Source organism: Anseongella ginsenosidimutans (assembly GCF_008033235.1).
GTDB classification, from domain to species: Bacteria; Bacteroidota; Bacteroidia; order Sphingobacteriales; family Sphingobacteriaceae; genus Anseongella; species Anseongella ginsenosidimutans.
The window spans coordinates 2,651,634-2,663,591 of record NZ_CP042432.1 but is presented as its reverse complement, the minus strand read 5'-3'; the positions used below and the strand labels follow the sequence as shown (position 1 = coordinate 2,663,591).

Genomic DNA, 11,958 nt, shown 5'->3' with positions numbered 1-11,958 from the left:
CTTTCTTCAACCACTATTTCACTTCTGCTTATGCCTGATCTTCATTATAAAGACTTCATATAGGAGACGAGCAGGCTCAGCTCTTCTTTCATGAGCTGGCCTTCGTAGCTCGGCATCACGGGCATATACCCCGCCACGATTTTTGCGCCCGCCTGCAGGATGGACTCGCGGAGATAGGCTTCGTCCGCCATTACCGCGCGGCCGTTCTGCAGGGTCACCTCGCTTCCATAGAGGTCATACAGGGACGGGCCGGTAGAAGCCGGGGCATTCGGATCCACGGTGTGACAGGTGGCGCACTCCATCCGGCGGAAGAGCGCCTCACCCGTGAGCGATGAAGCGGCCGCAGTTCTGGCAGAAGGTGTGCCGGTCGTGTCCGCTGGCATCGACACCGTCGTGTCGTCCGCCGGCGCCGCTTTTCCGGTGTAAACCACGCGCCAGATACGGCCCTTTTTATAATCCGAGATATAGAGCGCGCCGTCCGGTCCCAGGGCCAGACCCGTCGGGCGGTATTCCGCCGCGCCCCGGTCAGGGATCGGCTCTACCCCGGCGAAGCCGTCGGCAAAGGTCTCGTAGTCGCCGGAGGGCTGTCCGTCCCTGAAGGGCACAAAGGCGATCTTATAGCCTTTCTGTGGCAGCGGCGCGCGGTTCCAGGAGCCGATGAAGGCGATGAACGCGCCGCCCCGGTACCGCTCAGGGAATTGCTCCCCTGTGTAAAAGAGCAGATCGTTGGGCGCCCAATGGCCGGGAAAACCAATGACCGGCTCTTCAAACTCACCGGCATACTTACTTTCAGAAATTGTTATTTTCCCATTGCCGCCATATTCCGGTGAAAGCATAAGCGTATCCTTTAGATGATCGTAATATCCATAGGGCCAGCCAAACCGGTCGCCTTCATTAACCTTGTACATGGCTTCGGAGGGAAGTTCGGCGCTCTCCTCAACGGTGTAAAAGTCCGGCCAAAGCGTGTGCAACTGGTCGCGCCCGTGCTGCATTACATAGAGCGCATCGCCTGCAACGTTCCAGTCGAGGCCGACGACATTGCGCAGTCCTGTGGCATAGCGCGCGTCTGCACTGAAGGTCTGCCCTGTTTGGTTCGCATCGAAGCGCCAGATGCCGCCGTGTTCCTCCAATAGCGGGCAGGGCTCTATTCCCGGAGACCCGTTTGTACGTTCCTGTTCCTGACACGCGTTGGACGGGGCTCCCACGCTCACATAAAGGTGACCACGCCCATCGAAGGCAAAAGACTTGGAGGCATGCGATTGCTGCTCCGGAAAACCGCTGACAACAATTTCCGGCTCACCTTCGGGAATGAGCGCATTGCCTTCGGGCATAGGCCAGCGATACACGGCCACGGTGTTCGATGCCCAGAGATAGCCGTCGTGGATGGCGATTCCCGTCTCCCATAGAATGCCGTCTCCCGTCCCGGTCATATCGCCGAAATATTCGATGATGTCGGCACGGAAGTCGCCCGTAGTATCCCGCAGGGCGGCGATCCCACCTTCCTGGCTGCGCGTCTTCACATAAATGTCGCCATTGGGCGCCACAGCGATGTGACGCGCGCTATGATCGTCGCGGAGGCCAAGGCTATCAATGACAAGCGTCGCACAAAATCCTTCCGGCAACGTAATGCCGCCGTTGCCGGCGGCACACACGATCTTTGTGGCCGCTTCTTCCTTTTGGGCCTGATTGCTGCATCCGGCAATCAGCAACACTAGAAGGGACAAAATAGAAAGCAGGCGGCCCGCGCGCATTACAAGCGAATTAAGCCGATACAAGATGTGCTTTTTAAAGAAGGTGTTTTTGATGTCCATTATCCTTGCGTTTTGGGTATAAAGATCAGTCGAGTGGTATAAATGCCAGGCTGTTGCTCGAATTCATCGGAATTACCAGCTGATTTGCTCCTGCATCGTAACACATTGAAGCTGCATTCGGAATGTTGTTAGCGATCAGCTCGGCGGATTCACCAGGACGAATGCGGGATACTCCTCCCTGCGTAACGCTGCAGACATACTTCGTGCCGTCCGGCATGATAACAAGGCCGTCACTTCCTGGCTGAGCAGCAGATTCTGTTTTCAACAATTTCCCGTCTTCTGAAAAGGTCAGCACCTCGGCGTTTCCAAAATTAGCAACTACAATATTTCCTTCAGGATCGAAGGCAATACCATTGGGTGCATTGAGCGGCTCCCCTTGTACAAAAACAGTTGCTTTCCCATCGGGTGTAATCTTCCAAACCTTCCATGTTTCAGGGTTGGGGTCCTCACCAAAAAAATCGCCAGTCTGTGTAGCGTAAATGGTACCGCCTTCCCTAACTTCGATGTCATTGACCCATGGAGAATCTTCAATTCGAAATTCCTTCAGAGGCTTGCCGGACTTCATGTCAAATTGACGAATGACGGCAACACTTGGATCATCATTAGCGGTACCGCCATCACGATCAGCGACATACAATACGTCATTCACGATGTCACTGCCAAACGGCTCATTTAATACAAGAGGAGGTGACAGGGTTTTTCGTCCATCAGCATGCTGAATGCCGATCCATCGCAGCGTATGTACGGATCCGTCGTGATTGATGAAGGAAATCCAGGCATCGTTGGTTCGGACGTTCTGCGGCGCGCCACGGTTTGGCACCACAATGACACCGCGCGCTGCGTCGTACGAACAACTCTCCGCCCCGTAGATGCCTCCATATACTTTTACGTTGGATGAAAGAGGATTCCCGACAGGATAGGGTTCTGTTTCCTGCTCCTGGGCAAATACCGGATTACTGAAGATGCTTACGGCCATCATAAGGGTAAGGATCTTTCCCAGCTTTCTTTTTTGCATAACTTTATTATTTAGTCCTACTAATGCTCAATGGTATGGGTGTCCCGTACGCTGCTGAATGTTAAGGCTAACAATTTCCAGCCGCTCCCTTGTTGTTGATAGACTTCGGTTACCGTAAATTCATTCGACACCTCATTGCCCCGAACTACGGCCTGCAGCGTGATGCGGTTCCAGAGAATGGCAGTATCGTCAAAAACTTCTACTGCAACATCGTGGACATCGGCTTTCTTATACCAAATTCTTCCGGTTTTAATGATATCAAGTTCCTCGGCCTTCTTCCAGGTTCCACTCATATGGACAAATTTTGACCTCTCATGGAACAATTTAGCAAGCTTGTCTACATCTTTCTCTGCCATCCATTCCCATTTCATTTTTGAGAGATCCTTAATTTCCTGTTCCGTGGCGGAATTTTGCGCGAAGGACCATTGTGTGCTGATGAGGACTAAAAACAGTCCGATAATTGATGCTCTCATTTGTATTATTATTTATGGGTTATATAAAGGCTTAATCCTTCAGAGTGCTTTAATCAGTTTTTATCGGCCCGGGCCCATTGTTCTGGTAAAAGACAGCGGCCAATAAGAATGTCAATGCTCCCATAAACTTCATTCGTTTCTTCATATTAACAGGTGTTTATTTTCCGACTCTGCATGGCAGATGCCCGGGATATCCCGCCTTTCGTACAAAGGTCGATATTGTTCGCTACCAGATTTGTATATGAATTACTGCTTTTACTACCATTATTACTGTTTGCGCGGCCGGGATGAAAAAGAAGTGCCCTCATTCCGTACATTTGTGTATATCAAAGAAATAACGTCATGGAGGATATTGTTAATTTTCATACCATACATGAATACAATGTATTCAATAATAACGAGACCCTGCATCCCCTGGTAAGCATTGTTGATCTGGATAAAGCAGAACCGCGCAGGCTCCGACGCCTGCAATATGATTTTTATACCGTATTCTTTAAAAAAATATACTGCGGGGATCTCCGCTATGGCTTGAATAATTATGATTACGAGGAAGGCACGCTGATATTTCTTGCACCCGGCCAGGTAATAGGCGAAAACAAAGATGAATATTACCAGCCCCAGGGGATAGCCCTGGTTTTTCATCCCGATTTACTGCTCGGCACGGCGCTTGGAAAGAAAATGGCAGACTACACCTTTTTTTCCTACGCGGTCAATGAAGCATTGCATCTATCAGAGTACGAACGGAAGACTATCCTGGACTGTTTTGAAAAGATCCAATATGAATTGAAGCGTAGTATCGACAAGCACACCAGGCAGCTGATCGTCTCCAACATAGAGTTGTTCCTGAATTACTGTGAGAGGTTCTATGATCGGCAGTTTATCACCCGGGAGAATGCCAACAAAGGGATATTGGAAAAATTCGAAACACAATTGAATAACTATTTCACCTCCGAAAAGCCCTATAGCATAGGCTTGCCTTCTGTTGCTTATTTTGCCGATGCACTTCACTTGTCATCGAACTATTTTGGTGACCTGATAAAAAAAGAGACCGGAAAATCAGCGCAGGAATATATCCAGAATAAAATTATCGAAATAGCAAAGGATAAGGTTTTTGGCACACAAACATCTATCAGCGAGATTGCATACGAACTAGGGTTCAAATACCCGCAACATTTCACCAGGTTGTTCAAGCAACGTGTTGGATATACCCCAAATGAGTACCGGAACTTGAATTAGTATTTGAGGTACAACCAATGTCCAGGTCACCTTTTTCGGATTAGCGACCTAAATAACGTCAGGATACGTATAAATGCAGGAAACATTCTTAAAAAAGAAACCCAACATGCAGGCTTGCTGAATGCAGATTCAGATTGTCCGACGCTGCATTGACAGCGCCCTCGATCTGCTGCAAATTATAGCCGAGTGCGGCAATAAGACAGGTTTTGCTACCGGGGAAAAATTTATACCCTCCTCCGATGTTTAGCATCAATCCTTTGTCAAAGTTATCACCCCAGCTCAAAGAATATCCGATATCCGTGAAGACCAAAGGCGTATTCGGGCTATTGTCAATATAGTAACGAGCATCAAAAAATACGGGCGCTGTATTGTGATATTGTCTGAAGAGACCTTCATCGTGAGACTTGTTATAGCCATCCAATCCGATTCCAATGCCTAATGACCATTCAGGTGAAAGAAAAACGCCATTTATCGTGCGCAGGCTTCCGGCACTTGGGGCTTTATAACCCTTACTCCCGGAATAACTCGCTGACATGCCTTTAATATATCCAACTTCCGTAATATTAAAGTATCCAGCCTGTTTTGTATTTTCCTGAGAGAAACACGTATTACAGAATAACAGGAATGGAAGGATTGCAATATATTTTAGTTCCATTACGATACTGTTTTTCGGTAAAATACAAATTTCGTCATAATTTTAGGACATGACAACTTCCAAAACGCACGATCAGCGCATCGCAACCTGACTTCCACACATAAGGGACAAAAGAGAACGGGCCCTTACTCCGACCTCAATGACTTCACCGGGTTCATCAGCGCGGCTCTGACGGATTGGAAGCCAATGGTTAGCAATGCAACTACCAGAGCCAGCAATCCAGCCAGGACAAACACCCACCATGCGATGGCTGTCTGGTAAGCGAAACCTTCTAACCATTGCCGCATGGCATACAATACCAGGGGTACGGCAATGAGGATGGCGATCCCCACCAGCTTAATAAAATCCTTGGAAAGTAGTGTAACCACGCTGGCCACCGAGGCTCCCATCACTTTTCGGATCCCAATCTCTTTCGTACGCTGCAAGGTGGTATAAGATGCCAGTCCCAGCAGACCCAGGCAGGAAATAAAAATAGCGAGGATAGCAAAGTTGAGAAATAGCCTTCCGAAACGTTCCTCGCCACGATATTGATTATCAAAAGAGGTGTCTAAAAAGCGGTAGGTGAAGGGCCGGGCCGGTATGAGTGCGTTCCATGCATTTTCAATAGCGGCAATGGTGGCAGGCAAATCCGCAGCTGACACCTTTACGGAAATAAGTTTCCATTCATTGGGCTCGATACGCATGGTCAAGGGCTGGATCTTCTCCCGCAAGGAGTGATAATGAAAGTCTTTCACTACCCCAATAATCTTACCTACTCTTCCATTCTGATTGAAGCGTCCGCCTAACGCTTCCTCCGGGGAACGGTACCCCAACATGTCCGCAGCTGCTTCATTCAGGATCATAGCCTGGGTAGAGTCAGTAGCAAAGTTTCTCGAGAATTGCCGGCCGGCAGCCATTTTCACCTGGTATTGAGAAATAAAATCAAAATCCACCAAGTATACCTCAAAAGTGGTAACCTGCATATCCCCCTGCCTGTTCTCAATTTCAGCGTAATAACCGCTGTGATCTCCTCCGGGAACGTGAGAAGAAATAGTAGTGGATTGAACGCCGGACAGGCCGTCAATCGCTTCCTTAAAAGCATACCGGGCGGGATCAGAATACGAATCAATGACCATCGTGTGATCTTTCCTGAAGCCCAGATCCTGGGTGCGCATATAAGTCAGTTGCTTGTAAACGATTATCGTGGAAGCAATCAATATCAGGGATATGGCAAACTGGGCGACCACCAATCCCCGCCTTAGCATAATCCCCTTAGCACTTGTTACAAAACGCCCCTTTAACACCGTTACAGGTTTAAAAGATGCCAGTACCCAAGCCGGATAAAATCCAGCCAATATTCCTATTCCAATAGCTCCCAACAAGAGGATCAGCAGGGAAAAGGGATTTTCAAACAAGTTTTGTGCAACGGCTTTTCCTGCCAGGTAGTTGAATACCGGCAAGAGTAAAGCGGATAAAATTACCGCCAGCACATAGGCCATTAAACACATCAGAACAGATTCTCCTATAAATTGTAAGGAAAGGTTTTTTTTGACGGCCCCAACGACTTTCCGTACACCGACTTCCCTGGCTCGCTGGGAAGCGCGAGCTGTTGTGAGATTGATAAAGTTAAAACAGGCGATCAGTAAAATAAGGAGGGCAACGCTGGAAAATACATACACATTTCGCATGCTTCCGGTTTCGGTTTTGCCTTCAAAAGATACCCGGTTAGAATGCAGATAGATGTCTTTGAGTGGTTCCAGGAATAAACTGAAAAACATCTGCTCGTGCCTCATGATATCGCCCCTTCGGTCTTCGAGAAATGCCGGAAATTTTGCTTCTAAAGTACTGGCACTAGCACCAGGCTTTAGTAAAAGATAGGAGATAGCCTGCAAATTATTCCACTGTTCGTCTTCACCGGGGCTAAAGGCTTTCCGCGAGGACATGGATATCAATATGTCCCCTTTTATCTGCGAGTTTTCCGGAATATCCTGCATAAGACCGGTAACTGTCGCGGTAATGGTCATATCATTTCTGGGAAGTGTTAAAGTTTGTCCGACAGGATCTTCATTCCCAAAATACTTTTTGGCCGCGCTTTGTGTAAGCACGATGCTGAAAGGCTCTTTTAACACCGTGCCAGCATGGCCGCTTAGCAACTTAAAATCAAATACACGAAAGAAAGCGGAATCCGCCCACACGGCGTTTTTTTCCTGGAACTTCAGCGTGCCTTTTCTCACCAAGACATCGTCCTCTTTTAATCGTACAAAAGATTCTACTTCAGGAAGACCGCTTTGGATATTCGGCGCCATAGCCCATCCGGTATTACTGAAATTATCTATAGTTTCCGTAGGGGTCTTAATATTACATACCAGACGATAAATGCGATCGGCCTTGGAGTGAAACTTGTCGTAGCTTAATTCAAAGCTTACATATAAAAAGATGAGAAAACAGGCCGTCATCCCGACAGCCAACCCTGTAATATTGATAATGGAAAATAGCCGGTGCTTCCACAGATTACGAAAGGCGATCTTGAGATAGTTCCTTAGCATGGCTTAGCAGTTTTCCACCAGACCGCAAGAAAGCTGCCATACTATACTCACCCTTATATGGTCTCTCAATGCCCATTGCTTCTTGAAAAATGTCCGATTTCGAACGTTAGCGCGTCCATGTCCGAACATTTTGGTATTCATTAAGCGAAACCCCGGCTTATTCCTTCAGGTGGGTAAATCCTGCTTATTACCGAAGGTACCGGCTATTACCAGGAAGCCGGGATCCGGAACCGCTCTGCATCAACCGGCCTACAAGGCGACCTGGAGCAAGGTCAACTGCTCGGGCAGCATTGAATGTTCTATCGGCTCAGACGGCCGGTCAATAATTTTTACCTCGCTAACCGGATAAACGTACGGGCGGCAGGCATCACCCGTCCCGACCCGGCTAACGGTATATGAAAATTTTACCCTACCGTGATCGCCCACCCGGAGTTCGTAGAGATAAACACCTTCCTGCTTCGGCGCATAAAAAATCACTGCCCCTCTCATCAAGCGATCGTCTATAGCATTGGCGATTTGATAGTCCTTGTAAGGCTTCCCGTCGTTCACCGAGGTCACCTTCACGTCGGTTGAGTCAAGATCGTGGGCAAGGATGATGCTTTCGCCCGTCTCTTCATCGACAACGAGAATGCCGACCATTTCCGTAGGGCCATCATTCAGCACTTTTTCGCAAGGGACGGCTTTATCCTTCTGGCAGCTGACATGAAAACAAGATATTAGGAGCATCAAAATAAGTAAAGGCCGGTTATTCATAAACGGTGATTTAAGGTTATAATGTTAATTACGGAGTGAGACAGCTATAACGCTACAAATGATTTCCAAAGGCTTTTTCGCTGAACGGACAAATGACCTTTAGGTGTAATGCATTTAACGCACCAGGCCGTAAGTCAGCGCAAATTTATACAGTTCTGCAAAGCTGTTTACTTCCAGTTTACTTAATAAATTTTTGCGGTGAGTCTTTACAGTTAGTTGTGAAATGCAGAAAAAATCAGCAATATCCGCAGTACTGTTACCGTCTACTATCAGGGCGATGATATCCTTTTCGCGTCTGGTAAGGCGGCAGAATTTTAGAAAATTCTTTTTCATCCAGTCGCTTTCGTCCAGCGCACTATTGATTTTCTTTGTGATGGATTCGGCAGAATGAACCTCGTTTACAATAAGTACTATTTTATCAGTATGTTCTTTTCCGGGCGCGAAAAGCAGCCTGGCCGACGCAAAATGCCATTTGTAGAACTTTTCGTCCGGGTGCTTTACCCGGTGTACAAAGTTAAAACCGGCCGTCATGTCCTGCCGCTGGTACATTTTACCGTAGTTCCGGATGACCATACCAATCTCGTCCGGGACAAAGAATTGCTGAAAATAAGCGGGTCCCAATGCCTGAAGCTCTTCCACAGAATGTTTAAGATGGCTGCAGCCTCTCTTGTTCATATAAACCGTACCAGGTTTACTCAGGTCGGTTACCAGCACATTTCCCGGCAAATAATCGCCCACGGATTCTATGGTGAATTCGCCTTTGTGTATTTTCGCGGCAAGCGAAAAAGTTTGCCGGCTGTTCGTATCAGCTATCTCCTGGTCAGTTAACCGGGCATTCATGCTCATTTGGTGACATTAAATCAAATACTTCTGCAAATTTCAGCAGTCCGGCAAAGTTCCGGATATCAAGTTTCTTAATAATATTTTTGCGATGAGCCTGCACCGTATGCATAGAAACACACAGTGTTCCGGCAATTTCCGAACTATTCATGCCGGCGGCCAGAAGTCTAACAACTTCCTTTTCCCTTTTGGTAAGGGCCGCAACCTTTGAAAAGTGCTTCTTGAAAAAATCACCATTATTAAGAACCCTGTAAATCCGATTCTTTTGATCTCCCAAAAGCTGCAGGTTGTAGGAAACGACAACAATCTCTTCAGGGAAACCCTTGCTGCAGGCATTAAGTTTCGCGGAAGCAAGGAACCAATCTGCTTCCGCCCCAGTGCCTTCCTTCCGATAAAAAAAGCAATAGGTAGACGACTCTTCTTTATCCCGCAGAAATAAAGCGATTTCCCAAATCAATTCTTTCATCTTTTCCGCTGAAAGGCCGTCACCGAAATGCTGATGCAAGAGCGAAGACCTCCCCGGCGCAACAGGCTTTTCCAGTATATCCAACTTGTAAACAGTAAGTTGATCGGGAAAAAGATTTTCCACATTGGTCAGCAAACCGGCGGCGGTATCAATCATACTAATTTTAAACTTACTCTTATGAACTTACAAAGTAATAAAAAATTCGATTTAGCGGTAAATCCATTTATGCTAACTATATCTGGATCCAGTTTTTTGACGACACAACGCCGGACGGCGAGTCACACCATATCAAATTCTCCAATTTGGTCATGGCCCGGAAATACATCGGTCCCATTAGCGAGCTTTAGGCCACGCTGCGCGAACAGACAAGTACTTTTGTAATCGGTAAGTAGAAGTGCAGAGAGAATGGAAAATAAGAGTGCAGAGTAATCGGCAACAATAAATACAGAATTTCGGTAACAATGGGTGCAGAATAATTTCAGGGATAAGTGTTCAACCGGGGTATGCCCCGGTTTGAATAAAGCAACTTTGCTTCTCAAAAAAGCAAAGCGAACAATGAATTATTATCTGAGCAAAATTATGCTGTACCATCACATTCATAAAATGTCCCGTGAGGGTCATTCGATCAGCCGGATTTCAATGGAGCTGGGGCTGAACTGGCGTACGGTCAAGCGGATGCTGTCCATGGATGAGCGGACCTTTACCCAAGAGCTTGAGAGAGGCCGCACGCGGGAGAAGGTGCTTGATGCCTACGAGGGTTTCGTCAGGGAAAAGCTGTCACTTCATCCGGAAACACCGGCCGCGCAGCTGCACGACTGGCTGAAGGAGTACCATGCCGGATTTCCGCGGGTAAGCCAGAAAACCGTTTTTAATTTTGTCCAGTACGTGCGGGACAAACACAACATCCCGCGTACCGACCCGGTGCGGGAGTACATGGCCGTGGAGGAGCTTCCCTACGGACAGCAGGGGCAGGCCGACTTCGGGTTCTACAACATGCGGACCACCACGGGCAAAATAAAGAAAGTCCAGTTCTTTACATTCGTATTGTCCCGTTCGCGCCACAAATACGTAATATTCTCAGACTCTCCTTTCACCTGCGAGCTGCTGGTGTATGCCCACGAGCGGGCCTTTGAATTCACGGGCGGCGTTCCGCGGGAAGTGGTCTACGATCAGGACCGGCTGATGATGGTCTCGGAAAACCTGGGGGATATCATTCTTACCGGAGCGTTCAGGTCCTATGTACGCCAACGGGGCATCAATACCTGGTTCTGCCGCAAGGCCGATCCCGAGAGCAAGGGTAAGGTGGAGAACGTGGTTAAGTATGTCAAACGTAACTTCCTGTATAACCGCTATTATCGGGATCTGGAGACATTGAATGACCAGACGGTGGCCTGGCTACACCGCACGGCCAACAACCTGCCACACGGCACCACGGGCAAAGTACCGCGTGAAGAACTGGATACCGAACAAGCCTTCCTCTCCCCTGGTACCCGGTGGCCATACCACCGCCGGAATATCCCGTGCATGCCGTGCGGCGCGACAATACCATCAGCTGGAAGAGCAACCTGTACAGTGTCCCGCTGGGTACCTACAAGGGGCCCGGAACTACCGTAACCATAAAGCCCTCCGCTGAAGGGATCACCGTGCTGGGAGTACAGGGCAATCTCTTGTGTGTGCATAGGATCTCCCCGCTGAAAGGACAGAAAATCATCCTTACCGACCACAAGCGCGACAAAAGCACGGCCATCGCAGAAATGATGGAAAGCTTTGCCGCCATGATGCCCGACCACGATGCGGCCCTGGCATGGATTAAAATAGTCAAAGACAGCAAACCCCGGTACATCCGCGATCAGGTCCAGTCTTTGGTAGAAACGGTAAGTACACTAGAGCTGCAGGTCACTGCCGCTACCCTGGAATACTGCGTGGCACACGGAATCAATGGCGCTGCCGACTTCAAGGCCGTGTCGGCAAAACTGCAGGGTCAATCGAAGAAGCGTGAAACCAAGGTGATACGGATGAACCCCCTGGGCGGTGGCAGGATCGCCGGGGCCGATATCCAGCCCGACAGGAGCGATATCGCCGACTACGATGACCTGCTGGAAAAATTCTGAAAAGCCCCTCCGGCTGGGGCAAGGGACCCCGGCCGGCAAACCAACAGGATGTCAATTATCAATAACACAAAAA

At 48.4% G+C, this 11,958-nt stretch carries 11 protein-coding genes; 3 read left to right on the top strand and 8 right to left on the bottom strand.

All coding sequences use genetic code 11. The annotated features are described in order from the left end of the window. Positions 1-44 precede the first annotated feature (44 nt). Genes FRZ59_RS10945 through FRZ59_RS10935 form a run of 3 tightly spaced genes read right to left on the bottom strand, consistent with a single transcriptional unit; the run spans position 45 to position 3,299 of the window. Positions 45-1,811: a PQQ-dependent sugar dehydrogenase gene (locus tag FRZ59_RS10945; RefSeq protein ID WP_132130681.1), complete on the bottom strand. Its 1,767-nt coding sequence runs from the start codon at positions 1,809-1,811 to the stop codon at positions 45-47. Positions 1,812-1,836: 25 nt separating this feature from the next. Further along, a complete protein-coding gene (locus FRZ59_RS10940) occupies positions 1,837-2,826 on the bottom strand; it encodes an SMP-30/gluconolactonase/LRE family protein (protein ID WP_132130682.1) in 990 nt (329 codons plus the stop codon). Between the two features lie 20 nt (positions 2,827-2,846). Next, on the bottom strand, positions 2,847-3,299 hold the full coding sequence (locus tag FRZ59_RS10935) for a nuclear transport factor 2 family protein (protein WP_132130683.1): 453 nt from the start codon (positions 3,297-3,299) through the stop codon (positions 2,847-2,849). 342 nt (positions 3,300-3,641) lie between these two features. On the opposite strand from FRZ59_RS10935, the gene FRZ59_RS10930 reads away from it, so the two are divergent. Next, the gene (locus FRZ59_RS10930; RefSeq protein ID WP_132130684.1) at positions 3,642-4,535 is read left to right on the top strand and encodes a helix-turn-helix domain-containing protein; all 894 of its coding nucleotides are present in this window, start codon (positions 3,642-3,644) and stop codon (positions 4,533-4,535) included. Positions 4,536-4,623: 88 nt separating this feature from the next. Here the strand turns inward: FRZ59_RS10930 and FRZ59_RS10925 are convergent, their stop codons facing one another. The 5 genes from FRZ59_RS10925 to FRZ59_RS10905 all read right to left on the bottom strand — a co-directional run bounded on the left by FRZ59_RS10925 (position 4,624) and on the right by FRZ59_RS10905 (position 9,774). After that, complete coding sequence (locus FRZ59_RS10925) at positions 4,624-5,190, bottom strand: hypothetical protein (protein WP_132130685.1); 567 nt, start codon at positions 5,188-5,190, stop codon at positions 4,624-4,626. 125 nt (positions 5,191-5,315) lie between these two features. Continuing rightward, a complete protein-coding gene (locus FRZ59_RS10920) occupies positions 5,316-7,715 on the bottom strand; it encodes an ABC transporter permease (protein WP_132130686.1) in 2,400 nt (799 codons plus the stop codon). A gap of 249 nt (positions 7,716-7,964) precedes the next feature. After that, positions 7,965-8,468, bottom strand: a complete 504-nt coding sequence (locus FRZ59_RS10915) for a hypothetical protein (protein ID WP_132130687.1) — start codon at positions 8,466-8,468, stop codon at positions 7,965-7,967. Between the two features lie 114 nt (positions 8,469-8,582). Next, a complete protein-coding gene (locus tag FRZ59_RS10910) occupies positions 8,583-9,314 on the bottom strand; it encodes a response regulator transcription factor (RefSeq protein ID WP_132130688.1) in 732 nt (243 codons plus the stop codon). After that, on the bottom strand, positions 9,289-9,774 hold the full coding sequence (locus FRZ59_RS10905) for a response regulator transcription factor (protein WP_158640608.1): 486 nt from the start codon (positions 9,772-9,774) through the stop codon (positions 9,289-9,291). The genes FRZ59_RS10910 and FRZ59_RS10905 overlap by 26 nt, the downstream gene beginning before the upstream one ends. 555 nt (positions 9,775-10,329) lie before the next feature. On the opposite strand from FRZ59_RS10905, the gene istA reads away from it, so the two are divergent. Together istA and FRZ59_RS10895 are read left to right on the top strand one after the other, a co-directional pair. Further along, positions 10,330-11,388 (top strand): IS21 family transposase, encoded by a 1,059-nt coding sequence (gene istA / locus FRZ59_RS10900; RefSeq protein ID WP_147698317.1) that lies wholly within the window; start codon positions 10,330-10,332, stop codon positions 11,386-11,388. Beyond that, complete coding sequence (locus FRZ59_RS10895; RefSeq protein ID WP_147698316.1) at positions 11,304-11,885, top strand: hypothetical protein; 582 nt, start codon at positions 11,304-11,306, stop codon at positions 11,883-11,885. Before istA ends, FRZ59_RS10895 begins: the two co-directional genes overlap by 85 nt. The last annotated feature ends 73 nt before the right edge of the window (positions 11,886-11,958 follow it).

Bases quoted from the DNA above. Each gene is read 5' to 3' on its own strand.
- FRZ59_RS10945 (WP_132130681.1), bottom strand. From the start codon at position 1,811: ATGGACATCAAAAACACCTTCTTTAAAAAGCACATCTTGTATCGGCTT.
- FRZ59_RS10940 (WP_132130682.1), bottom strand. From the start codon at position 2,826: ATGCAAAAAAGAAAGCTGGGAAAGATCCTTACCCTTATGATGGCCGTA.
- FRZ59_RS10935 (WP_132130683.1), bottom strand. From the start codon at position 3,299: ATGAGAGCATCAATTATCGGACTGTTTTTAGTCCTCATCAGCACACAA.
- FRZ59_RS10930 (WP_132130684.1), top strand. From the start codon at position 3,642: ATGGAGGATATTGTTAATTTTCATACCATACATGAATACAATGTATTC.
- FRZ59_RS10925 (WP_132130685.1), bottom strand. From the start codon at position 5,190: ATGGAACTAAAATATATTGCAATCCTTCCATTCCTGTTATTCTGTAAT.
- FRZ59_RS10920 (WP_132130686.1), bottom strand. From the start codon at position 7,715: ATGCTAAGGAACTATCTCAAGATCGCCTTTCGTAATCTGTGGAAGCAC.
- FRZ59_RS10915 (WP_132130687.1), bottom strand. From the start codon at position 8,468: ATGAATAACCGGCCTTTACTTATTTTGATGCTCCTAATATCTTGTTTT.
- FRZ59_RS10910 (WP_132130688.1), bottom strand. From the start codon at position 9,314: ATGAGCATGAATGCCCGGTTAACTGACCAGGAGATAGCTGATACGAAC.
- FRZ59_RS10905 (WP_158640608.1), bottom strand. From the start codon at position 9,774: ATGAAAGAATTGATTTGGGAAATCGCTTTATTTCTGCGGGATAAAGAA.
- istA (WP_147698317.1), top strand. From the start codon at position 10,330: ATGAATTATTATCTGAGCAAAATTATGCTGTACCATCACATTCATAAA.